A 24529-nucleotide genomic window follows, 5' to 3' on the forward strand; every position below is an offset into this window, starting at 1 on the left:
TTGGCAAACAAAAAAGCCTCTTGCATCAGAGGACTTTTATAATCAAACTAATTGTACCACAAACAATATAACTGTGCTATTACATAACTATTTGTGTAATATTGGTGAACAATAAATCAAGCAAACCTAAGTAAGCAGCAAACAGAATTGAGGAAACAATTACGATTGCTGTGTCGTGACGGTTTTGTTTTGCAGTTGGCCATGTAACTAACCGCATTTCTTCAACTACACTTTTAAAAAACTTAACCATAATCTACCTCGTTTCCTTATGCAAAGTCATCTTACCGCAATGTTTACAAAATTTGTTTAATTCCAGACGCTGAGTGCGATTTTTACTTGCGGTGATAGAGTAATTGCGCGAGCCGCAGATACTGCAGGCTAATGATGCTTTTTTCACTGCCATAATCTCACTTCCAAACTATTGTATTTTAGCAAAAATATCAGGTATAAGCAATTAATTTAACAATTACTGTATTAATTAATCAAGTGCATCTTCCCATAAATTTTTTTATTAACAAAAACAGCCACCCTTTTGATTCGAGCAGCTGTTTTAGTGGTCAAACAAATGCGTGACCACAGTGCGTAGAACATTGTATTAGTCGGATTTACTTCTTAAGATTTTCATTAACGAAGGATTCGATTTTATCGTCAGAGTCTTTCAGGAATGGAAGCATAGCTTCTTCCGTCTTAATGGTATCTCTACCATTCTTTTCCATAAAATAATCCCAAAGGGCATCTCTTACTGGAATATCTGAATCACTCCAGTCGAAAACTTCTTTCATGTGACGATCTAACAATGCAGTCTTCATAACTTCATCAGCCATCTTAACTACCTCCTAAAATTTATTCTACAATAACAATTATACCCCATTTTTTATATGAGAACTATAAAAAACTAATTGAGTAAGGTTTTACGCATTTTTTGAGCAAGTCTTGAATGAGCTCTTGACAGAGTTAATTCGCTGATATTTAATCTGCACAATATTTCATCCTGATTTTTTAGCCCTAATTCGACTAAAAGAGCATTAATCTCTAAATTTGATAAGTGTGCAGTTAAAATTGCTATATTTTCACTCAGAGGTACCTCAGGGATGGATGTAGAATCTTTTTTCATTGGTGATAGATTGTTTTTTCTTGCAGTTTCTAGTGAAATAGATTGCTTTAAAGCTTGCCTGCGGTATGCATTATCATATCTAACTAGTGACTTGGCATGATTAGTTAACCTAGTTTTATAATAACTGCTAAATTTACCTTTTTTGAGATCAAATTTTTTCGCTGAATCATGACAAATAATCAGGGCATCTTGATCCCAGTCTTGACTGTCATAATAACGTACATGATACATGCTTTTAACTTTATTAATTAATGGCTTATACAAGTAGCAAAGATCAATTAACGCTTCTTCCTCACCATTTTTAATTTGCATTATCAGTTCTGTTTCATTTTTACTTGCTTTCTTTATACTCTTCATCTTAACTACTCCTATTTTTATAGTTGAATGAAGAATACAGAACTTAAAAGCGCTAAAATATCGAACCTTAGTTCATTCTTTGCAGTCAATTTTTAATGTAAATCGGCTAAAAAACAAAGATTTATTTTTGTTAAAAACACATTAAATTAAAAAGATGATATTTTACTATTTCAAACAAAAAAATCATCCTGAAAACTTCAGAATGATTTTCGCTATTTATTTTAGTGGGTTCCGGTTATTAAGCATTTGGTAGAGTAAAATACCGGTAGCCACACTAGCATTCAATGATTGCACGTGACCGACCATTGGTAAAGTTAATGTTTGATCCATTTGCTCTTTTAAAAGCCGAGAAATTCCTTTACCTTCATTACCAATAACCAGAACTGTTTTGCCATTACTGTTCCATTGACGGTAATCTGTTCCGTTCATATCGGTGCCAAATAGCCAGTATCCCTGTTTTTTTAATAATTTTGCCGTTTGCACCAAATTATTTACTCTGGCAACCGGCACGTAATCAATAGCCCCAGTAGAAGTTTTGGCTACGACTGACGTTAGACCGGTCGCCCGCCTTTTAGGAATAATAACCGCATCTACACCCGTAGCATCAGCTGTTCTTAAAATAGAACCTAAATTATGTGGGTCTTCGATCGAATCAAGCATTAACAAGAAAGGATCCTTTTTTATGTGTTCAAATTCTGCTAACAATTGGTTCAGATCAGCATATTCAAAGCTGGCAACTGTCAATACCAAACCTTGATGATTCTCACCCTGGACCAATCTATCCAACTTATTTTTGGGTACAGTTTGAACGACTAAACCCTTTTCCTTAGCTAAAGCAAATACTTCATTAGCAAAATTTTCTTTGATTCCCTGCTGCAGAAATATTTTATTAATATGGTCAGCATCCTGCGTTTGCAAATAATCTAAGCCAGCGTGTCGACCATAAACAAAATCTTTATCACTTGAAGTCATATTTTTCTATGCTCCCATTCTCAACATTTTTAATGCACCAAACGGTTAATTCTCGAATACGCTCTTTTTTATTTAAAAGCTCCAAGTAACCCCAGACTGCTTCAAATCCAGTAGATAATTTATAAGTGGCTAAACTTGTGTTTTTAGCCTTAGTATAGGTTTTCGAATTACGACCGCGATGAAAAGTGGCTACTTCATCTTCTGTTAGCAAACCATCTTCTTGCAATTTGGTAATTAACGCAGCCTGAGCTTTAGCAGATACATAGTGAGTCGCCCTTCTTTGTAATACTTGTGGTTTAACAACCCCGCATTTAATTAAATGCCGTCTAATAAAGATTTCGTATACTGCATCTCCCAGATAAGCTAAAGTTTGCCCGTTCAGTGTATCCGGATTAACATCTTTTTCTATCATTTTGTCAGTTTTATTCACGTAGCCACCTTGTTCCTTGCGGTGTATCTTCAACAATGACGCCCATTTGTTTTAGTTCATCTCTTAAGGCATCACTTTTTGCCCAATCTTTATTTTTACGTGCTTCTTCACGCTCTTGAATTAACTTTTCAACTTGACTATCATCATTTTGTTTATCAGAAGTGGTTAACTTTTCAGTATCTATTCCAAAAATTGCCAGCCATTTGGTTAAATTTTTTTGAACTTGTTTAAGAGCGTTTTTATCAGAATTTTTAGCATTAACATTGTCATTGATTTTTGGCAGTAAATCATAGATTGCACTCAGCGCGTTTTGGACATTAAAATCATCGTCCATAGCACTGATAAATTTTTGCTCAGTTTCCTTAATTGCGGCAGTTAAATCTATTGAGGTCTGACTTTCAGAATTATCTTTTAGTCTATAAGCAACATTAATCAGAGTATTTTTGAACCTTTGCAAAATGACTTGTGCCTGCTTTAAATTATCAGATGAATAATTAATTTGCCTTCTGTACTGCACACTCGCCATAAAGAACCGCAAAACCTGCGGATCAATTTTTTGCAATAGATCATGGACGGTTACAAAATTATGTAAGGACTTAGACATTTTCTCTTGACTTGTGCCCACGGTTACAAATCCATTGTGCATCCAATAATGAACAAACTTTTTCCCAGTTGCAGCTTCACTTTGGGCAATTTCATTTTCATGATGAGGAAATTCTAAATCTTGTCCACCACCATGAATATCAATTGTATCTCCTAAATATTTTGTTGCCATAACTGAACATTCAATATGCCAACCCGGACGGCCTTTTCCCCAAGGTGAATCCCATGCAATTTCATCCGGCTCCTTTTGCCTTTTCCATAATGCAAAATCTATGGGATCTTCTTTGCGCTTTTGCTCCTCAACATTTATATGCTCAGAAGCGCCCTCCTCAAGTTCTGCCACATTTTGACTGCTGAGCTGACCGTAATTTTTAAACTTTTTAGCATGATAATAAACGTCACCGTCTGATTCATAAGCATAACCCTTAGCAATTAGTTTTTGGATAAACTTAATAATTGCACTAATTTCATGAGTAGCGCGGGGATTTGTAGTTGCCTGTTCAACATTTAATGCTTCAATATCTTCACGATAAGCCTTAATATAGCGTTCAGCTAAATCTGGGACAGTTACGTTTTCCGCTTGTGCTTCAGCAATCATTTTGTCATCAACGTCAGTAAAATTAGACACATAGTTGACCTTAAAGCCTTTAAACTCCAAATAGCGCCTTATTGTATCAAATGCAATAACACTTCTGGCATTACCGATATGAATGTAGTTATATACAGTAGGACCACAGACATACATAGTAATGTTACCAGGCGTTATCGGCTTAAATTCTTCCTTAGTTTTGGTTAAAGTATTGTATATTTTCACTGCGGCTAGCTTGCCTTTCTCAAAATATTTTTATCTTCATTCTAACAGAAACAAGAACAGATTCTAGTATATAAATAATCTGTTCTGATCATTTAAACGAGTTTATGATTCAATTTAAAATAAAAACGCATTATCCAATTAATTGAATAATACGTTGTTTTCTATAAGCCGTTTGCGCTCATTTGCTTAAGAGTCAATTCCAAATGTTCCAGTACCCGCTTTTTGCCTAAAAGTTCCATTGCTTCTCCAATTCCGGGACCAACCATTGACCTGGTCGTAGCAATTCGGATTGGCATAAACAAACGTCTACCCTTAATTCCCGTTTCCTGACGAGTTGCTTGAACAGCGTTCATAATTTGCGGAGCCGTAAACCGGGGAATTAAATTAACTTGCTTTTTAAATTCTTCAATTACCGGTCTGGCATCATCGTTACGAATTTCTTCAATTTCCTTGTCACTTAAATCTTTAGGCGCAGCGAAAAATATTTTAGCTAGGTCAACAATTTGCTTGGTGTAAGACATCTGCACAGAATAAATATTCACTAATTGTCTAACCCATTCCATCTTTTCAGGGGTCGGATCCTTTTCAACCAAACCTGCTTCCTGCAAGTTATTAAGTGCCAAATCTAAGAGCGTGTCACGATCAGCCTTTTTAATATACTGGTTATTAATCCACTCCAACTTCTTCTGGTCAAAAGCTGCTGGTGAATTTGACAGACGTGAAGGATCGAATTGCTTGATCAATTCTCTCTGGCTAAAGATTTCGTTTTCACCTACCGGTGACCAGCCGAGTAACGTAATAAAATTAAACATTGCATCCGGTAAATAGCCTAAATCACGGTATTGCTCGATAAACTGTAAAACAGATTCATCACGCTTAGAAAGTTTCTTACCGGTTTCAGCATTAATAATCAAAGTCATGTGACCAAATTTGGGTGGCTGCCAGCCTAAAGCTTCATAAACTGCTAATTGTTTGGGCGTATTTGAAACGTGATCATCCCCCCGCAAAACATGGGTAATTTCCATAAGGTGATCATCAATTACAACAGCAAAGTTATAAGTTGGCATGCCATCCCGTTTTTGAATGACAAAATCGCCACCGATAGTGTCGGATTCAAAACTAAGATGTCCTTTAACAATATCATCCCAGGAATATGTTTCCATTTCTGGAATATGGATACGAACTACCGGTTTTAAGCCCTTCGCTTTTGCTTCTTCTTGCTTTTGCTCAATTTCAGCAGCAGTCATACCTTCATATTCATAAGTGTAGTGCGGTGCAATTCCCATCGCACGTTGTTCTTCACGCTGTTCTTCTAGTTCTTCCTCAGTTTTATATGAATAATAGGCTTTACCCTCATCAATTAGCTGCTTAATATACTTGTTGTATATATCTTTTCTTTCAGATTGACGGTACGGACCATAGTCTCCGCCTTTATCGGGTCCTTCGTCCCAATCAATTCCCAACCAATGTAAGTTTTCCATTTGTGACTTTGAGCCACCTGCAACATTACGTTTCTGGTCAGTATCTTCAATTCTTAAAACAAAAGTCCCCTTATTATGACGCGCAAATAAGAAATTAAATAGCGCCGTCCGTGCATTACCAATGTGTAAGTGCCCTGTTGGACTTGGGGCATACCTTACTCGAATTTTTTGTTTAGCCAAAATTCATGCCTCTTTCAAAAAGTAAATATAAACAATTTAAGTTTACGCGTAATAGCAAAAAAGTTCAATATTCGTTACCCTAAAACCACTTTTAAGGCTTGCGGGATACTTGCAACTGGAATCACTTCAATTCCCGAGTTTTTAAGACTAGCACGCATATTATGTTTTGGAATAAAAATACGTTTGAAACCAGTCTTAGCAGCTTCTTTAATACGCGCATCTATTTGATTGACTCTGCGCACCTCACCAGTTAAGCCGACTTCGCCCACAAAACAGTCCGTAGGCAAAATTTCCTGATTTTTATAACTTGATGCAATTGCCATGACAACTGCCAAATCAACTGCCGGTTCGTTCAAACGAATTCCCCCAGTGGCAGTTAGATAAACGTCTTGATTTTGCAACATCAAGTTGCCTCTTTTTTCCAAGACAGCTAGCAATAGTCCAGCCCTATTGTAGTCAATCCCCGAAGTGGTTCTTTTTGCATAACCAAAAGCAGTCGGTGTCACCAGTGCCTGAATTTCCGCCAAAATTGGCCTTGTTCCTTCAAGCGATACGACTATCGCCGAACCGGTAGATTTGGGCAATCGTTCATCTAGGAATACGGCTGAAGGATTAGTTACTTCTTGCAAACCTTTGTTAACCATTTCAAACATGCCGATTTCATTTGCAGCACCAAACCGATTTTTAACAGAATGTAAAATACGGTAGGCATGATGTTCATCACCCTCAAAATAAAGGACTGTATCTACCATGTGTTCCAGAATTTTAGGTCCTGCAATTGCTCCTTCTTTTGTCACGTGTCCAATAACAAAAACGGTAATCGCATCCATTTTAGCGATTTTCATCAATTCGCTTGTGACTTCCCTCACTTGTGACGCCGAACCGGTCATCGAGTCAAGACTGGGTTCATTCATGGTCTGAATGGAGTCAATCACGACAAAATCGGGCTCTAAATCAGCAATTTGCTGACGAATATCTTCCATATCTGTTTCTGGATAAAGCATCATGTCATTAGCAGGAAGACCTAAACGATCTGCACGGAGCTTGATTTGATTAGCAGATTCTTCCCCTGAAACATACAGCACTTTATATTGATCAGCCAATTCGCTCATGATTTGTAACATTAAAGTTGACTTACCGATTCCAGGGTCACCACCGATTAAAACCAGTGAACCGGGAACAATACCGCCGCCTAAAACCCTGTTCAGTTCCGCCATACTTGTTTTGATGCGCTCTTCTTTTTCAGCCTTCACATTCCCCAATTTAACCGGTTCGCTAATTCCGGTTTTCTTGATGAGCCTGCTGGGACTGCCTTTAGTTGAACGGTTTTGCACTGCTTCAGTTTCTTTTTCAAACTGATTCCAAGCACCACAATTAGGACAGCGTCCTAAATAGCTGGCAGAGATATAACCACAAGAACGGCATTTATATTTTGTTTTCAGTTTTGCCATTTAGCTTCCCTTCTTATTTGTTGAGCCAAAACCACTTATTCTTTGCCTATTAATAGGAAGATCATTATCTGACTTTAGATAATGAACGAAAATTCCTTGTCCTATTCGTTCACCCTTGCGAATTTGAATAGGTCTAACTCCATAATTAATTAATTGAACAAAAATTTCCCCTTCATTTTGATCATTATTATAATAATCTGAATCAATAACTCCTATTCCGTTTGGTAGCGCCAGATTTCTTTTAAAAGTGTTAGAAGAACGATTTGCTAGTAATAATACTTCGTCTTCAGGCATGTATGCTTTTACACCAGTTGGAATTAGAAATGGCTTGAGAACGTGCTCTGCCATTTCATAGTCTTGTTCGTATAACTGGTGACCATTTCTGATTAGACGAAAAATACGCACAAAGTTAAGCCGCCAAATACTGGGAAGCAAAACATCTTTAGCCGCCTCTAAATCATAACCAGCACTGGCAATAGTCTGCCTTCTTGGCAAAGTAATATTTTTATTGTGGTATTTAGATACTACCTCAAAGCCCCTTATTTTATTCATGCTGTCTCCTTTAAAAATCTTCAAACACTATTTTACATTAATTTGCGGATTATATTTTAAATCTAATATAATTAGTTACGTAAAAATTATTCCATTTTTTGAAGGGAGATTAAATGTTTAACATAGATGACCCCCACCAGTGTTTTCGAGAAGACGATGATCAGGGAGAAATGATCTGTCATTGGACGATGGATAAAATTGAGCGTAAAGATGCTACTGTCTGGATCATGAATCATCTTTTTATTAATCCCAATAAAGATAGTAAAAAGATTTTACACGATCAAATGCAAACAGTATTGAATATTGCTCAAAAATCGCAACTTCCTGTGTGGCCGCTTGATCCAGTAGTTATCAATTATTTTGATGAACATCCTGAATTTGCTGGCATTTGGTATCATCGTCCAAATTCAGAAAACAAATCTATTTAGAAACTAGTTTAATGAAATTAGAAGCTTAGAAACAAATATTTTTTTAACGATAATTAAATTTTCAAGGATAGACTACTTTAAATATATAAGTTAAAATAATATTAATTTGTTTAAGGAGGACTTATTTACATGACAAAAGAAATCACAAATGCAGCCATTGATAATTTTACTAAAGACTTAGCAAATCATGCTGGTATTAACATTGCCAGCCACGCTGCGCAAGAGAATGGCATTTTCAAGGCCAGTCAGAATTTACAATCAAAAATTGATTTGACTCCAACTTTTTCCGTTGAAATTAACACAGGCAAGCCGGCAGACCAGAAACAATCAGGTCGTTGCTGGATGTTTTCCGCATTAAACACTATGCGTCACCCATTACAAAAAGAATATAAGATTAAGGACTTTGAATTATCCCAAAATTACACTAACTTCTGGGATAAGTTTGAAAAGTCAAACTTCTTCTTTGAGAACGTTATCGCTTCCGCCAAGAAACCTCTTGGTGACCGTAAAGTAAGCTTCTTATTCGCTACCCCACAACAAGATGGTGGTCAATGGGATATGCTTTGTGGCTTGGTTGAAAAATACGGGATTGTACCTAAATCAGTTTATCCGGAAACTGCAAATTCAAATAGTTCTGGCGCTTTAAACGATACTCTGAATACTCTTTTACGTAAAGACGGTTTGGAACTACGTGCTTTAGTTAATGCTGGTAAAACAGAAGATGAAGTTGAACAACGTAAAGCTGAATTTTTAAATGATGTCTTCAGAATTTTGGCAATCTCATTAGGCGTGCCACCGAAGAAGTTTGACTTTGAATACAAAGATGATGATGGTAATTATCACCGTGAAGCTGGCATTACTCCTAAAGAATTCTTTGACAAATTCGTAGGCATGAACTTAGAAGACCATGTTTCAATTATTAATTCACCTACAGATGACAAGCCATACCACAAAGTATTTTCAGTTGAATATTTAGGTAATGTTGTTGGCGGTCGCCAAGTTCGTCACCTTAATGTCAAAATTTCAGAAATGAAAGATTTAATCATTAAACAACTTAAAGCGGGAGAAGTTGTTTGGTTTGGTTCAAATGTTGGTAAAGATTCAGAAAGACAGCTCGGCTTACTTGATACCAATATTTACAAGCGTGACGAGTTATTTGACGTTGATTTTTCAATGTCTAAGGGTGATAAACTTGATTCTAGCGAAAGCATGATGGATCATGCTATGGTTATTACCGGTGTTGACTTAGTAGATGATAAGCCAACTAAGTGGAAGATAGAAAATTCATGGGGAGAAAAGCCAGGCTTTAAGGGCTACTTTGTAATGAGTGACTCCTGGTTTGACCAATTTGTTTACCAAGCAGTTATCAACAAGAAATTCTTACCTGATGATTTAAGAACAGCTTTTGATGAAGGAGCTAAGGACCCGATCCAATTATTACCATGGGACCCAATGGGTGCTTTGGCTTTTAAATAAATTCATTACCGCTGAAAATTAATTAAAAAGCACTGAGAAAATTTTCTCAGTGCTTTTTATCTATCTTAAGATTAATACAACCTGTATTAATAAAAAATTATTTCAATTACTATAGGAAACTTAATTTAGCCCTACTGCATTAACAAAACGCATAAAGGCTGTTTCACCCTCTGTTGTTTGCTTGAAAACACCGGCATCTGCCAAGACGCTAGCAAAGACTAGTCCTAATTCTCGCTGCAAAATTTGCTTAACGTTTGCGCTATTAATTTGATATTTAGTCTTAATATGACGAGCCCAGTCAAGATGCATTGGGGCAATATCATTAGGTTGGTCGAGTAAATACTTTTTGACCTCAAGTAATTCAGGTTTTAATCGTGGTGGAAAGATTGCCAGACCCATTACTTCAATCAAACCGATATTTTCCTTTTTGATATGTTGCACAGCGGGATGCGGGTGAAAAATGCCATCAGGATATTTGGCAGAAGTTTGATTATCACGTAAAACTAGATCAAGCTCATAAGTCTGGCCGTGTAAACGCGCAATTGGCGTGATTGTATGATGGGGAATGTGCTCTGTAAATGCCCGAATATCTACTTTTTCATCACTATAATTTTGCCATTTGCGCAAGATCTTGTTTGCTAATTCGACTATGCTTTTTGGGTTTTGACCACGTAACCGAATCACAGACATAGGCCATTTGACTATGCCAGCTTCTATATCACTAAAACCAGCAAAACTTAGTTTTTTAATAATTGGCGCCTTTTCCATTGGGAAACTGTGTCTTCCCCCTTGGTAATGCTCATGCGCTAAAATCGAACCGCCGACAATTGGCAAATCAGCATTGCTGCCGGCAAAGTAACCAGGAAACTTGCTGACAATCTCCAGTAAGTTTACAAAAGTCTGTTCACTTATCTTCATTTTTTCATGAACAGGTGCCAAGAAAATACAGTGTTCGTTAAAATAGGCGTAAGGAGAATATTGAAAGCCCCAAGTTTCATTTCCGAGCTTAAAGCGAATAATACGGTGATTTGTCCGAGCAGGGTAATTGCTATGTCCGAGATATCCCTCGTTTTCCATGCACAACTGACATTGAGGGTATGAAACAGTCTTTTTATATCTGGCAGCGGCAATGTCTTTAGGGTCTTTTTCAGGCTTAGACAGATTTATTGTAATTTCCAGATCACCGTATTTACTTCCCGCAGTAAAATATATGTTTCTAGCAATAGCTCTAGTCTTAATGTAGTCACTTGCTCTACTGATTTGGTAAAAATCAGCGATCGCTTTTTGTGGTGAAAGCTGGTAACTTTCCCAGAACTTGTGATTCACTATACTTGGTCTAGGTACAATAAAATTCAATAATTGTGCGCCCAAGATATCGTAAGCAGAATTGCTGTTTGCAATTAACCCATTATTCTGAGCAGCAACAATTAACTCGTCTTTCAGATCAAGCAGATTGTCACTCGTAGTTTCAACTTTCAGTGTTTCATCGCCTACGAGCGCCAAAATTCTGTTACGCAAATAAATACGATCAAGTTCAGTAAAATCGCTATTAGCAATTATTTGTGTGATAAATTCTTCAACTAAATTCTTTTTACCCATCTCAAATCCCGTTTATCGTAAAACTTTCGTACCGTCAGCAGTTTCTGCAATATAAAATGAAGGTAGATAGCCTATTTTTTCTTTATATACGGTTGCGACTTGTTTCTGAAAGTCTTCTACCTGATTTTTAGCAACTAGTGCGATGGCGCAACCACCAAAACCGGCTCCGGTCATACGTGCTCCTAGAACACCAGGTTGTTTCCATGCGGTATGCACTAACGTATCTAGCTCTTTACCGGTTACTTCGTAATCATATTCCAAAGAAACGTGCGAAGCATTCATTAAGTGACCAAATTCAGTTAAGTCACCCTTTTGTAGTGCCTTTTCAGCGTTTAAAGTACGCTCATTTTCCCAGACGGCGTGACGACAACGCTTAAGCAATTTTTCGTTTGGCAAAAGATAACTGTTTTCATCAAACAATAAATCATCTAACTCTCCCAATGATTTAATGTCTAGTTTTTCCTGCAAAAATCGCAGACCCTTTTCGCATTCAGTCCTGCGTTCATTGTACTTTGAGTCTGCCAGAGTACGTTTTTTGTTAGTGTTCATAATGACAATCACATTATTTTTCAGGTCTAAAGGTACTAATTCGGATTTTATTTTATCAGTATCAAGCAAAATGGCATGATCCTTTTTACTCATAGCCACCGCATATTGATCCATGATGCCAGAGTTAACACCGATAAATTCATTTTCGGTTTTAACACCCATTTTCACAATGTCTAATTTGGCAAAAGACAACTGGTATTGATCTTGCAATATGACGCCAATTAGCATTTCCAAGGCAGCAGAAGAAGATAGTCCCGCACCATCAGGAATGTTACCGTTAATATAGATATTTAAACCATGTTCAATTTTGGCGCCACTAGCAAGCATAAAGTATAACATGCCTTTAGCATAATTAGCCCAAGAATCTTCTTTAACAAACTTCAATCCATGGAGGTCTGTTTCAACTACTCCCATATCGGCAAAGTTTGCTGAATAAAAACAAAATCTTTCATCATCACGAGGACTAGCAGCACCATAAATTCCTAAAGAAATGGCACATGGAAAAACGTGACCACCATTATAATCAGTATGTTCGCCAATCAAGTTAATTCTTCCGGGAGAAAAATAACAGCCAGTAGGTGTCTGATGATAGACATTACTAAATTCTTGCTTAAGTTCTTCAATCTTCATTTGTATTCATTTCCTTCTAAAAGCGCTATCAAAATGCTGACAATTCAATTATACTTCATTATAATTCACCAGCAATGTTTGAAAGGAAATTCCCAATATTTAAAAAGAGTTTCGGTTTTCCGAAACTCTTTTCATAGTTGTTACCAAATATGCAATAACCTGTCAGGTTGTAATTTGCTTAGATTGAATTGGTGTACATGTTGCGGCTGACTTTGGGGAAATACCTCCAAAAAGTCAGCGGGATTGACTAGCCCCGTCGAATAGGACCAAACACTTTTTACTTTTTTAATTGGATCAAGCATTTCATTTCTAATAGGATATGCCGAAATTAAAAAGTGCTTGTGATGAAATTTAAATACAAAAAACGGTAACCGAAATTGATTAACAACTTCATCTTGAGTTTTACCAATTGTCACAACATTTCTGTAAGTACCATATTTTTCAGTAAAAAGATCGTTAAAAGAAAAATAAAAGTTAGAAATATGCACATGGGGAAAATCTTCTTCCGCAACCTTGTCTGGCACTGCTACTACATGTGCAAAATGATCTAAATTACTTTCCTTTTGCGAAAGTGCCTTACCTAATTGATTAGGTGTAATAACGTGTGCCCATTCCGGCAGTGTTAAATTTTCCTGATATGATAAATACATTTCTCTAATGACACCAGGCTTAACCCAATCGTATTGCCTGCGAATCTCATTGCGATTAAGCAAATTACGCAAACTCTTATGGTACATTAGATCAACAACAAATAATTCGTAACGATAACGTTCAATCCACGGCTGATAATGCTCAATATTCTCAGGAAAAATATGCGTACTATCTACTATGACCGTTTCGCCACGTTTCATCTTTTCTTCTACAAGGTAATCCACCACTTGCTCCGTGCGTTCATTCGCATAGCGCGGAATTACTTGATGTAAGCAATCGGTATCTTCTTCATAATAATAGGTTAAATTCGCCAATAACAATCTAATTTGATCACGACTAATCGCATATGGCTGTAAGTGATGACGAGAAATAAAAGAAGATTTACCGGAGCCTGGTGCGCCTCGTAATAAAAATATTTTACGCATTCCTCTACTCCAAACTAAGAATGATAATTCAAATGATATCGTAATAAATTTTAACATACATCTGAAAAATTCCTTACTAAGAACCAAAGTCAATGTAAAATCTTTTTATCAATTATTTCCAATTGCGGATTGAAAGTATAGATGATAGGCTCCGCATTGGGTACTTCTAATTTTATAATATCTTGATCATTGATATTTTCTAGTTTTTTGATTAATGCACGCAAGCTTGAACCATGTGCCACAATTAATTGATCTTCTCCCATTTTTAGTCTATTAGCAACGTGATCCTGATAATAGGGCCACACTCTAAGTTGGGTTTGATAAAGACTTTCAGCACGTGGTAACAGGTGATAGTCACAACTGGCATATCGTCTGGAACTAACTTTTTTACCTGCAGGTGGAATTGCATAAAAACCACGTCGCCACTCTAAAACCTGCTCTTTACCAAAAATTTTTTTCGATTCTTCTTTATTAATTCCCCGTAAATTGCCATAATGTCTTTCATTTAAACGCCAGGTCTTGGTAAGCGGTAAATACAAAAAATGACAGGTATCCGCTACGATATTTGCGGTGACAATCGCTCTCATTAAAACCGAAGTATGAATATGCGTAGGGGCATATTGCGGAATCAGATTTATTAAATTACCAGCTGCTTCAGCTTGGGCTCGGCCTTTTGCTGTCAACGCAACATCATTCCAGCCAGTATAGACATTTGACTTATTGGCAAGACTTTCTCCATGTCTTAAAAGCACCAACTTTACCATTTCACTTCACCCAGTGCATTACTATTAAGACCAATCCGCTAATTGTAAAAATTATGCCCAACACCATAAAGGGTGTAGCACCATGGTTATGATTGCGATATCGACGGTTGTATGCATAAGCAATGTCATAAAGTCCAACTATCAAAACGATCACTGCAGTAAAAATACTAACTCTCAAAATTATTTTTTCTCCTAGCTACTCACGACTACGATCAGTTACAATCATTTTATCATTTTTTCCACGGTTACACTCTGCTTGGAAGTTGATATGGTTAATTCCCAAATCTTTTAACTTAGAACTAATTTGTTGCGTTAATTGCTCGAATTTTCCAGCTGTTAAATCGGGATTAACATTGACATGTGCGTCAAGCATGACATAACGGTCGCTATAACGCCACACATGAACATGATGAATATTATTTATTTCAGGAAAAGACAAGACAATCCGATTTACTTCGTCTAAATCAATATCTGGATTAGATTCCATTAAAACATTGGCAGCTTTACCGGTTATTTCAAAAGCTTCATGAAAGACAAAAATAGATACTAATAAAGTCATTAACGGATCAATCCAGCTGATGTGCCAATAGTAAATAAAAATGGCGCCAATAACAACTGCTACACTAGACAGAGCATCGCTTAACATATGGACGAAAGTAGAGCGGACATTTAAATTCTTTTGACCACTTTGTCTCATTACCAGCATTGAAACAACATTAGTAAGAAGTCCAATAATAGAAACAACAAGCATAATTCCGCCACTAATTTCGGTCGGTTGCCAAAACCGTTCAATTGCTTCAATAAATAAAGCAATACTGATTAAAATTAAAATAATACCGTTAGTAAATGCCGCAAGTGTTTCAGCCCTATCATAACCGAAGGTTTTCTTCTTATTCCTGCTTCTATTGCTAATAACATGTGCAATAAATGAAATGACAATAGCACCTACATCACTCAGATTGTGGACCGCATCTGATAACAGCGACAATGAACCCGAAACAAAGCCACCAATAAATTCAGCGACTGTAATAATAATATTTAGTACTGTCACGTAAGCATACCGTTTTGTTGTATGATCCTTCATCTTTTTTCCCTTCAAGTCTTAATAACAAAAAAAGTCCTACTATTAAGCAGGACTTCACATATTTTCAGCATCAACGTTATAATCTACAATCTCAAAATCACCATTTTCATGGAGTATACCACGGGTAACACTGCCATTATTAGGAAAAATGATGTCATGTAAACCATCACTCTGGTTCCAGTATTTAATAGCCAATGTTTTAATAAAATCTCCGTGTGAAACTAACAAAATTCTTTTGTCACCTACTGCTAACTCATGTAACACGCTAATTGCCCGTACCATTCGTTCATCAAGCTCTTTTTTATTTTCAGCCAAATGACGAGGATCAGCTTTTTTAGTAGCTTCCCGAAATTCATATATTCCAACTTGATTGATAATCTTCGTTACATCTGTTTCAGGACCAATACCTGCTGCTAAGGCAATCTGCTTCCAGGTTTCTTCAATGTCATCACCTTCAAAGGAGCCAAAAAATACTTCTCGGAATTCCGGTAACTTTTTAATTTTACCTATTTCTGATACCTGATTAGCAGCTTTCATTAGGTGTACAGTATCTATGGCACGCTTTAAATCGGAAGAATACATATCGTCAAAATGCACCTGACTTAACGCCTGTGCAGTTATCTTCAAGTCATTAATGCCCTTGACAGTCAAAGGAGAATCACACCATCCTTGAACTTTGTTTAGTTGGTTAAACATTGTTTCACCGTGGCGTACAAAATAAACTTCTGTTGCCAATTTGCATTCCCCTTTCTATTATAACGTGCTTTAAACTATAACATATATGCCTTATAAATGAAATACCCTGCTTAAATAAAAGCTAGAGCCACAATAGAAACATGGATGTAGCAAACAAGAAGTGTATGTAAAATATCCATACCAAAATGACTAATATACATACCCACGACTAATCAATGTTGCAGCGCAAAAAGTTTTTGTGATAAAGCTTTTTTCGTATTTATCTAAAACAGTTAACCTATCTTATTTGCCATTCCAGAAAGTGGTGACACATACAAAAAACAACAGTTCTTCTTACTTAGAACTTTATTACCAACTTTAGTTTTACTACTTTTACACCTATTTTAAAATGATTAAGAAACATAAAACCCCACAATATAGATTTCAGTCTCTCATTGTGGAGCTTTTTCATATTTAAATTATGCTACGCGTTTTAATAACCGTTTTTACTAAGCGAATAAGAATAACAAGTTATTAACAAAATATCTATAATTACGACAGCGATAACAATCCAATACATTTCCCAATAAGAGGTTAGAAGCAGAACAATGCCGCTGATAAAAAAGATCCATCCGGCAAAATGGTGCGTTCTGTGCCAATTAGTCGAGTTACGCAAAGTCCATGGTAGTCTAATGCCAACGGAACGATTGGGACTAACTTTAGGTAAATAATTACCAAAAATAATAAAGAACAGGCCCAAAAAAGCACTAAGTATAAAGGAACCTTTTACTTTATGACCCAGTGCATAGGCATAAAGTGACAGATTTACGATATTAGTAATAACAGGAACAAGCCAAAGCGTAATACTAACTATCTTAAAATCAAGATTTTTGGTTTCTTTTTGATTGCGTAAGATCAAAAATACCATTACTTGAAGGATAATTCCCAAAAAAGGCAGACCAATAATGACCCATAATTTATTGCTAAAAGCATTTGGCATATTAGTCATCCCAAAGTGTGTAGCCATTTTTTGCGGCAAACGATTATATAAAAATATTCCGGTCAAAACTGGAAATAAAATTAGCAGAAGCGAGATTAGTTCAGTTTGACAAATACTATTCTTTTTCATCATGATCTCCTTTCAGATCAACCAGCCAACTCATAATTTCTTCTATAATAGAAGTGTTTAGCGAATAATAAATAAAGTTTTTTTCATGTTCTTCTTCAATTAAATCAGCTTTTTTCAGCATATTAAGATGGTAGGAAATAGTAGCTTTTGTCATATTAAAATGATTAGCAATGTCTCCTGCCGACATAGGTCCATTTTTTAAAAGCTGCAATATTTTGCGACGCACTGGATCGGACAATGCTTTAAAACTAGTTTCAAAGCTCACATTAGTTCCTCTTCCTTTCTATTTAGATAAAGTTCTAATTAGATATTTGTCTAAATAGTATCATATTTGTATAAAAAAGCAATGACTAACTATTATAAAATTATGTTTTTTAGTGATGTTTGAAGTAAAAAACAGGTTTGGCGGTTTTTTATTTAGAACACATAAATGATAAAGATTAATCCTCAGCTGATGTTTTAAATAACGGTTTGTCCGTAAAAGTATCATTAAACCCTGTAAGTTTGATTTTAATGAGCTACTTTAAATCGCTATAGTAGATCGCTATAATGCAGATAGGTATTGGGAGAAAGGAAATTAAAATTGGCAAAATTTCAAACATTAATTTTTATTCTTGAGGGCAGTTTATTAGATGAAAAGATTGCTGAACAAAATGCATTAAAGCAAACTTTAAAGTCAACTGGCAGAGATTTTGGTCCCAGTGAACGTTTAAAATATAATTCTGTACGAGAAAATAATAAGTTACTTGGCTTTGAAGACCGCATACAGTTAATTTTACAAACATTTTTTCATGAAAATTGGCAAGCTGCACGGCAGATTTTTATCAAAGAATTACAAAAACAAAATCGTTTGAATAAAGAAGTATTGCCATTTTTAGATAAAGTTAACGGTAAGGTTAAACTAATTCTGCTAGCAAAAGAGAACAAAAAAGTAGCATTGCAGCGCATGAAGAACACAGAGCTGGTAAATTATTTTCCGCTTGCTTATTTTAAAGATGACTTTACGGAAAAATTGCCACATAAAAAAGTTTTGACCACCATATTTCAGAAACAAAACTTGACGTCCGCAACTAGTTTAGTAATCGGAACTGACTTAGCTGATGAAATTCAGGCTGCAGAGAATGCCAAAATACAGTCACTCTGGCTAGCGCCTAAGAAAGTAAAAATGCCTATTAGTCCGCACCCAACTTTACATTTAAATAAATTAAGCGATTTATTATTTTACCTAGAATTAAGCTAGTTTATAATAAAAGAAAAGGATTGTGAGGTAAAACAAATGAAAAAAGTAGCTGTAGTTTTTGCCGATGGCTGTGAAGAAGTTGAAGGATTAAGTATCATTGATGTGTTGCGCCGTCTTGGCGTTCAAGCTGATATGGTCGGGTTAAATAGCACTGCTGTTAATGGTGCTCATAACATCAAACTTACCTGTGACAAAACAGTTGATGAAAGTTTACTTGACTATGACATAGTGGCGTTCCCTGGTGGCGCGACTGGTGCAGAAAATTTGCGTGACAATGAAAAGCTCGCAGATTTAATGGTTAAGCGTCATGAAGAAGGCAAATGGGATGCTGCAATGTGTGCTGCCCCTATTGCACTTGCCCGTTATGGCGTTATAGCTGATGCCGATTACACCTGTTACCCTGGCTTTGACAAACAAACAAAAAAGGATGCTCCCAGCGGACACTTTAAAGAAAACATAACTGTTACAGATGATCAGCATAAGATCATTACCAGTCGCGGCCCAGCAACTGCTTGGGCGTTTGCTTATGCAATTGCTGAGGCGCTTGGCATTAATACCAAAGATTTAAAGGCTGGAATGTTATATGATTATCTGGCTGAGAATATTCAAGACAGTTTGTAAAGTCAAATCTGTGATCATAAAGAGGTGAAGCATTTTGCTTCACCCTTTTATTTTGCCATTAGTATTGCTCAGAACTCAGACCACTATTTGAGTTAATATTAGGAGCAGAATAATTCCCCTTCTAACTACCAAAATTCAGTTATGAAAAGTGTATTGGGGCATTTTATGCAAATAAGTCAAATTCCCTGTGGATACTTCAACTGCAATAAGATACGTAAAATTATGCAAAACAGGTTGGAGGTTTGCTACAGCTAAATTTTAGACAGTTGTCATATCGTTCTCCTTCATATCAGATAGTAGAACGAAATTTTTAATAAAAACTCCGTTCTTTTTCTACATTAAGGCGTCTATCAGCTAGCTTAACCAGCAGGGAGAGATTTTTGCAATAAATTATCATTTGCTAAAACTTTCTTCTTTTAAATAACAAGATCTCCTTAATTTCACATTTTGCAAACTATGCAGCAGTAATAATGTAAATTACCAGCTTTTACAGTCTTTGCATTATTTAACTGGCAGTCAAACCGAGAATAACTCACATAATTTTTTACTTCATTAACTATAAGATTATTCATAAATAAAGGTATTTTTTTAAGCAACATATTAAATACATGATAAAATTAAATTACGCTTAAAAAGGAAAGATTATAGGAGGTATGATTATGTGTACGACTATTGCGATTAAGTCAGATAGTGGTGACGTTTTTTGGGGACGCACAATGGATTTTACGTTTGATCCGTTTAAACCCAGTGCAGATAGTAAAATGACTACTTTTCCCGCTAATTATGAATTGAACGGACTGCATCAAAGCTGGACTACCAAATATCCTTTTATGGGGATTAATGTTAATGACTCACTTTTCTTTAACGATGGTATAAATAGCGCTGGCATTGTCGGAGATGCTCAATTCTTAGAAGAAGCCTCTTGGGATTCAGTAGCCAATCTTAAAAAGCGCGGATTAAAACCGATAATTGGTGAAGAAGTAGTTGCTTACGTCTTAAGTAATTTTGGCAGTATTGCTGAAATTAAAGAAGCATTCAAGCATTTGGGTCAAGAAAAGACCAACTATCCTGATTGGGAGGATGCAGACACCGGCATCCCTACACCAATTCCAATGCATTATACTTTCAGTGACGCCAGTGGTAAGAGCGTAATTTTAGAACCGGTTAATAACGGCGCATTCAAAATTTACGACGGTATCGGTGTAATGACCAATAGTCCGGAATATCCTTGGCATCTTGACAATCTGCGTAATTACCTGCAATTAACTAACCATAATTTAGGTCATCACCAGATTACCGATCAACTAGACATTAAACAAATAGAAAGTGGGTCAGGTTTATTAGGATTGCCTGGAGATTATACCGCACCATCGCGTTTTGTTCGAGGAACATTTATTTCTAAATTCCTAGCACCATTTCATTCTGATCAAGGAATTCCGCAATTATATAATGTCTTTAAATCAGTCATGATTCCACGAGGATTAGAGCATCTTCAAGAAGGTGAGGATAAATGTGATTATTCTGGTTACTGGGCAGGATATGATGTTTCCAATAGAAGTTTATATATTCAACCTGAAGATTGCCCAACAATGACAAAATTTGTTCTGGATTCTGAGACAACCACTAAAATTACACAGCCTATTCAACATGACTTTAAAGTTTTGGAAACTAAGAAACAAAAGGCCTTAGCTTAAATACTTAATTAACGATATTTTAATAAATATAATTATTTTATATTCATAACTTTTAAAAAAGGAATAATTACAGTTTAACTGTAATTATTCCTTTTGACGTTCTCTAAAAAATATATTCTTTAATTAATTTTATTTTGATACAATCACTGATATATACTGTCACATGGTGCGTTAAAAAAGATTCATTTGCTCTCCCTTTTTGCTTGATTTATTCTTCGTATCCTTTTGTAACCAAATTAAGTTTGAATTTTTTTGATCCATTACGGATAGCTTTTTTATATTTTCTAAAGCAACATCTTTTTTATATAGCATAGAATCAGGTAATACAATGCCGTCACAATTTATTTGATTATTTTCCTTTAGCTTTTTCAAATCTAAATAGGGGTTCGCTTCCCAAGCATCGTGTCTATTATTTAAATTTTCTTTTATTTTTTTCAAATTAGAACTATTATTTGTTTCACTATCAGGATGATAAATATGAATATACACAGGTATATCAACTTTTTTTAGATAGGTTTCCATTACTGGTTTTACATCAGCCCACGATAATCCTCCATTTTTTATACCCAATTGAGGAAAAGAAATTGATTTGATGCCTTTTTTCTGATAATCTTTCACAAACTTTTCTAGACCCAATTCTATATACTCAATTTTTGATTTATACCGCCAATTTTTTTTAGTTGGAAAGTTTAAAACCCACCGATACCTGTAATTACCAGTTTCTTTTTTGCGATATATTTCTGGTTCTTCTTTGCTAAGCTGCAATTGACCTACTTTAAGTTTATTATTTTGACACAAATAACGATATTTTCTATACATATCGGGGTAGTATTTTTTAAATTCTTTTGCTAAGCCCTTACCCATTATTCCAACTGTATTAACTGTATTAACTAAAGTTTGTGCTGGAGATAAAAATAAATTTTCATCCGTATAAATAATCATTAAATTCAGCTTTCTATATCTTTTATACTATAGCTTTCTTCAACTTGTTTTAAAATTTCTTTTTCTTCCGGTTTCAAGAAATCTATTGGCTGATCGTCTTTTCCTTTACAATACCAATCATTTTCCCCAACCTTACGATAAATTGTAAAATATTTATTATTATGATAGATCCTAGAATAATATCTGTTATTATCTCCTTTAGACCATTTATTGACGTCTAAAATCCAATCAGGATCATGAAAAACGCCAACTAGCTTTTTTTCATTGTTAATATCATTGACAAAAACTTCGGTTCTCTTTAAGTTATTTACCGTAACATTAAACATTCCTTTGCTTTTGCCGTTGTTCCATTTTTTAGTGTAAGTATAGGTAGAAGGCTTAGTTATTTTATCATTTTTTTCTACCTTAGTTAAACACTTTGGATACATTGTATGTGAAGTAGGTTGAACATTTTTCTTAGTGACTAGCATTCCAGCATCATGGAAAAACAAATCAGGTTTGACAACAATTTTATCCTTATACTTATCAATATCAATTTCTTCATGTTGTTCTTTTTTACTGAAAAGTTTAGCATTATGTTCGGATAACATTGTCAGTAAAGAAAGTTTTTCAATTTCAGTACGAACATATATTTTTTTAATATCTCCAGGAGAAAATTTCAAATAATCTTTCATAATGAATTCTGTCTGTTTAATATAATTTTTGCTGTTATAATCATCATAGATATCAGTAATATTCTGCTTTAAACTTGATAAGTCCTTATCTATTTCATCTATAAAATTTTCACTTATACTACTGCCTGCCAAACTTCTTTTAGTTACAAAACCACCTAATTCCAGAAAATGTTTCAAACTAAAGGTAATAAAAATTGGTACTGGTAAATGGGCTGGCCTTTTCACCCATAATTCTCCGTTTCTTAATAATCGTTTATTTTTTTCTCCTGTCTCACCAAAAATTCCTTCATTACGGTACTGCGTCGGAGTCTTTGGCCGTAAATAGAAGCGAGCATAGTCATGAACCCATTTTTTGGTCAGTGATTCATTTACAAGTGTCGAGGCATTGTCATTTACTGATAAATTATTTGTACGACAATAATTCTTTGATCCAATTTTTGAAAAAGAAAGAATATTGGCCATGTTATTAATATCAGTGAAGTGCCAAATAAGACCCGTAGTATTCCCTTTTTTACTAATATCCATATACCAACTTTTGTCCACATTTTTTTGTGAATTTGAAAGAATTTCAAACGCATCTCGATAATTTTTTAATGCCTGATTAGATAAATGACTATTCATTTTCGTTATCTCCTTCATAATCTATATAATTATTTATATAAATTAAAATTCTAATTATTATTTTACCTAGATTATGATAAGACTTTATACTTCAAAATAGCTTTATTTGTTCGGTATAATGAATAAAAACGTTTTGACAACATAAATAATAGTATTATTTAAATGGTTTGGATTATTGGTAATCATATATTTTTCTTATTTGATCAAAAGTTTTTTCGAAAGCTAATCTAAGTTGATCCAATTCAAAAAATTTAAGAGCAGGGAAAAATACTTGTTCTATTATTCGGTCATCTTTAGTTATTATGTATCGCTTAAGCTCTTTGATGAACTTTAATCGAATCTTTTCGTAAGCAAAATTATTACCTAGGTTTAAATTACTTATTTCTGCAATCAATTTTTTTGCATCTTGAAAGTCATTAAAAAGTAATGAAAAAGCCGCATTAGTAAGTGCTGTTATAGCTGCATGTTGCCACTGATAATCGTTAGTTTTATTGTTAAATTGAGTTATTATTAATTTTGATAAGCCATAAACACGATTTTCAGGCAAAACATAGAGGGTATTTGCAAAATTAAAGATATCCGCATAATGCCAGGCTTGAGTTTCAGACAATAGTTCTATCAGCCTATTTGTATCTTGTTTTGAAAATAAGTTGATTCTTGTATCTGAATTTAGACAACTACAGGCTATCGCTGCTCTAATTAGTAAAGTTTTGTCAAATGGCTTACGCCTACTAGCGTCTAAGTATAAAAGTGACAATCTTTTAAGCTCGCTGTCATCATTACCATTGTATGCAGAAACTATTTTTTTATAGTCAAAATTATCAGTTAAGCTATCTGTAACAAATTCTGAAGGTTTAATTTGCATACGCTCAAGCATAGCTATTACTTTTTCAAAGGACATATTAGCTTTCCCATTTTCCCAATAATACAAAGATGATTTTGATGTAATATCATGAGCTGCCATATCCAAACTAATATGTTTTTGTTTACGCAAATTTTTGAATTTTTTTCCAAATTTATTATCATGCATGGAGGTTCCTCAATTGAAAAGAAAATTATATAGCTTATCTATTATCGCAATATTATTAGAAGGATCATTAGAGTTAGTTCCACTTAACTTTAATGATGTCTTTAATGCTATTTCTCACTTTATAAATTGATTTTACCACAAGTAAAGTCTTGCTTTTGCTACTAGTAAATAGCTATCTAAGTGCTTAATAGCTTAAATTATTCTTTTCATCAAAAAACGGTTAAAAGCTTTCTTACTTTTAGCCGCTTTTTTAATATTAAGATACTAAATCTATTTAGCAACCAATAACGATAGGTAGAATAGCCATAAGATTCTTTACCTGATTTATTACTGGCCGTTGATC

27 protein-coding genes are annotated in these 24529 nt (G+C 35.0%); 5 read left to right on the forward strand and 22 right to left on the reverse strand.

The genetic code is table 11. The features are described 5' to 3' along the window. Positions 1-79 precede the first annotated feature (79 nt). The 10 genes from secE to DLD54_RS06460 all read right to left on the reverse strand — a co-directional run bounded on the left by secE (position 80) and on the right by DLD54_RS06460 (position 7954). Positions 80-250 carry a preprotein translocase subunit SecE gene (secE, locus tag DLD54_RS06415; RefSeq protein WP_038523581.1) on the reverse strand — a complete coding sequence of 57 codons (171 nt, stop codon included), beginning with the start codon at positions 248-250 and terminating at the stop codon, positions 80-82. Positions 251-253: 3 nt separating this feature from the next. Continuing rightward, on the reverse strand, positions 254-403 hold the full coding sequence (rpmG, locus tag DLD54_RS06420) for a 50S ribosomal protein L33 (RefSeq protein ID WP_082229351.1): 150 nt from the start codon (positions 401-403) through the stop codon (positions 254-256). 202 nt (positions 404-605) lie between these two features. Beyond that, positions 606-824, reverse strand: coding sequence for a P8 family protein (locus DLD54_RS06425; RefSeq protein WP_045928407.1), 219 nt, complete (start codon positions 822-824; stop codon positions 606-608). Between the two features lie 71 nt (positions 825-895). Further along, positions 896-1471 (reverse strand): sigma-70 RNA polymerase sigma factor region 4 domain-containing protein, encoded by a 576-nt coding sequence (locus DLD54_RS06430; protein ID WP_109918641.1) that lies wholly within the window; start codon positions 1469-1471, stop codon positions 896-898. 216 nt (positions 1472-1687) lie between these two features. Beyond that, complete coding sequence (rlmB, locus tag DLD54_RS06435) at positions 1688-2443, reverse strand: 23S rRNA (guanosine(2251)-2'-O)-methyltransferase RlmB (RefSeq protein WP_109918642.1); 756 nt, start codon at positions 2441-2443, stop codon at positions 1688-1690. Beyond that, positions 2430-2873, reverse strand: a complete 444-nt coding sequence (locus DLD54_RS06440; RefSeq protein WP_109918643.1) for a Mini-ribonuclease 3 — start codon at positions 2871-2873, stop codon at positions 2430-2432. The genes rlmB and DLD54_RS06440 overlap by 14 nt, the downstream gene beginning before the upstream one ends. Next, positions 2866-4290, reverse strand: a complete 1425-nt coding sequence (gene cysS / locus DLD54_RS06445; protein WP_109918644.1) for a cysteine--tRNA ligase — start codon at positions 4288-4290, stop codon at positions 2866-2868. Before cysS ends, DLD54_RS06440 begins: the two co-directional genes overlap by 8 nt. Positions 4291-4451: 161 nt before the next feature. After that, a complete protein-coding gene (gene gltX, locus DLD54_RS06450) occupies positions 4452-5951 on the reverse strand; it encodes a glutamate--tRNA ligase (RefSeq protein WP_109918645.1) in 1500 nt (499 codons plus the stop codon). Positions 5952-6025: 74 nt separating this feature from the next. Continuing rightward, complete coding sequence (gene radA / locus DLD54_RS06455; RefSeq protein ID WP_109918646.1) at positions 6026-7402, reverse strand: DNA repair protein RadA; 1377 nt, start codon at positions 7400-7402, stop codon at positions 6026-6028. After that, positions 7403-7954 carry a dCTP deaminase/dUTPase family protein gene (locus DLD54_RS06460; RefSeq protein WP_046327456.1) on the reverse strand — a complete coding sequence of 184 codons (552 nt, stop codon included), beginning with the start codon at positions 7952-7954 and terminating at the stop codon, positions 7403-7405. Positions 7955-8067: 113 nt separating this feature from the next. Here DLD54_RS06460 and DLD54_RS06465 point away from each other — a divergent pair, with 113 nt between their 5' ends. Both DLD54_RS06465 and pepC read left to right on the forward strand, forming a co-directional pair. Then, positions 8068-8382 (forward strand): hypothetical protein, encoded by a 315-nt coding sequence (locus DLD54_RS06465; RefSeq protein ID WP_109918647.1) that lies wholly within the window; start codon positions 8068-8070, stop codon positions 8380-8382. Between the two features lie 129 nt (positions 8383-8511). Next, a complete protein-coding gene (pepC, locus tag DLD54_RS06470; protein ID WP_038523607.1) occupies positions 8512-9858 on the forward strand; it encodes an aminopeptidase C in 1347 nt (448 codons plus the stop codon). A gap of 120 nt (positions 9859-9978) precedes the next feature. Here pepC and galT read toward each other — a convergent pair whose 3' ends face one another. From galT to DLD54_RS06515, 9 genes are all read right to left on the reverse strand, one after another. Next, positions 9979-11457 carry a UDP-glucose--hexose-1-phosphate uridylyltransferase gene (gene galT, locus DLD54_RS06475; protein ID WP_109918648.1) on the reverse strand — a complete coding sequence of 493 codons (1479 nt, stop codon included), beginning with the start codon at positions 11455-11457 and terminating at the stop codon, positions 9979-9981. Between the two features lie 12 nt (positions 11458-11469). Further along, entirely contained in the window at positions 11470-12636 is a 1167-nt protein-coding gene (locus DLD54_RS06480) for a galactokinase (RefSeq protein ID WP_109918649.1), read from the reverse strand. A 140-nt stretch (positions 12637-12776) separates the two neighbouring features. Then, positions 12777-13712, reverse strand: coding sequence for an AAA family ATPase (locus DLD54_RS06485; protein ID WP_038523616.1), 936 nt, complete (start codon positions 13710-13712; stop codon positions 12777-12779). A gap of 89 nt (positions 13713-13801) precedes the next feature. Then, positions 13802-14476, reverse strand: a complete 675-nt coding sequence (locus DLD54_RS06490) for a 2,3-bisphosphoglycerate-dependent phosphoglycerate mutase (RefSeq protein WP_109918650.1) — start codon at positions 14474-14476, stop codon at positions 13802-13804. Position 14477: 1 nt separating this feature from the next. Next, entirely contained in the window at positions 14478-14654 is a 177-nt protein-coding gene (locus tag DLD54_RS06495) for a hypothetical protein (protein ID WP_222711717.1), read from the reverse strand. 18 nt (positions 14655-14672) lie between these two features. Continuing rightward, positions 14673-15560 (reverse strand): cation diffusion facilitator family transporter, encoded by an 888-nt coding sequence (locus tag DLD54_RS06500; RefSeq protein ID WP_109918651.1) that lies wholly within the window; start codon positions 15558-15560, stop codon positions 14673-14675. Between the two features lie 54 nt (positions 15561-15614). Next, a complete protein-coding gene (locus tag DLD54_RS06505; protein ID WP_038523624.1) occupies positions 15615-16295 on the reverse strand; it encodes a histidine phosphatase family protein in 681 nt (226 codons plus the stop codon). 433 nt (positions 16296-16728) lie between these two features. Further along, positions 16729-17367, reverse strand: a complete 639-nt coding sequence (locus DLD54_RS06510; protein WP_109918652.1) for an SdpI family protein — start codon at positions 17365-17367, stop codon at positions 16729-16731. After that, entirely contained in the window at positions 17351-17629 is a 279-nt protein-coding gene (locus DLD54_RS06515) for an autorepressor SdpR family transcription factor (RefSeq protein WP_038523630.1), read from the reverse strand. Before DLD54_RS06515 ends, DLD54_RS06510 begins: the two co-directional genes overlap by 17 nt. Before the next feature lie 318 nt (positions 17630-17947). Here DLD54_RS06515 and DLD54_RS06520 point away from each other — a divergent pair, with 318 nt between their 5' ends. From DLD54_RS06520 to DLD54_RS06530, 3 genes are all read left to right on the forward strand, one after another. Next, positions 17948-18604, forward strand: coding sequence for an HAD family hydrolase (locus tag DLD54_RS06520; protein ID WP_109918653.1), 657 nt, complete (start codon positions 17948-17950; stop codon positions 18602-18604). A gap of 36 nt (positions 18605-18640) precedes the next feature. After that, entirely contained in the window at positions 18641-19225 is a 585-nt protein-coding gene (locus tag DLD54_RS06525; RefSeq protein WP_109918654.1) for a DJ-1 family glyoxalase III, read from the forward strand. A gap of 659 nt (positions 19226-19884) precedes the next feature. Further along, positions 19885-20919 carry a linear amide C-N hydrolase gene (locus DLD54_RS06530; protein WP_158593328.1) on the forward strand — a complete coding sequence of 345 codons (1035 nt, stop codon included), beginning with the start codon at positions 19885-19887 and terminating at the stop codon, positions 20917-20919. A 171-nt stretch (positions 20920-21090) separates the two neighbouring features. Here the strand turns inward: DLD54_RS06530 and DLD54_RS06535 are convergent, their stop codons facing one another. From DLD54_RS06535 to DLD54_RS06545, 3 genes are all read right to left on the reverse strand, one after another. Next, positions 21091-21861 (reverse strand): macro domain-containing protein, encoded by a 771-nt coding sequence (locus tag DLD54_RS06535; RefSeq protein ID WP_109918656.1) that lies wholly within the window; start codon positions 21859-21861, stop codon positions 21091-21093. Positions 21862-21866: 5 nt separating this feature from the next. Beyond that, positions 21867-23156, reverse strand: coding sequence for a DarT ssDNA thymidine ADP-ribosyltransferase family protein (locus DLD54_RS06540; protein ID WP_158593329.1), 1290 nt, complete (start codon positions 23154-23156; stop codon positions 21867-21869). Between the two features lie 172 nt (positions 23157-23328). Further along, positions 23329-24186: a helix-turn-helix domain-containing protein gene (locus DLD54_RS06545; RefSeq protein WP_109918658.1), complete on the reverse strand. Its 858-nt coding sequence runs from the start codon at positions 24184-24186 to the stop codon at positions 23329-23331. Positions 24187-24529 lie beyond the last annotated feature (343 nt).

Origin of the sequence: Lactobacillus helsingborgensis, from assembly GCF_003173695.1 — a bacterium.
GTDB classification, from domain to species: Bacteria; Bacillota; Bacilli; order Lactobacillales; family Lactobacillaceae; genus Lactobacillus; species Lactobacillus helsingborgensis.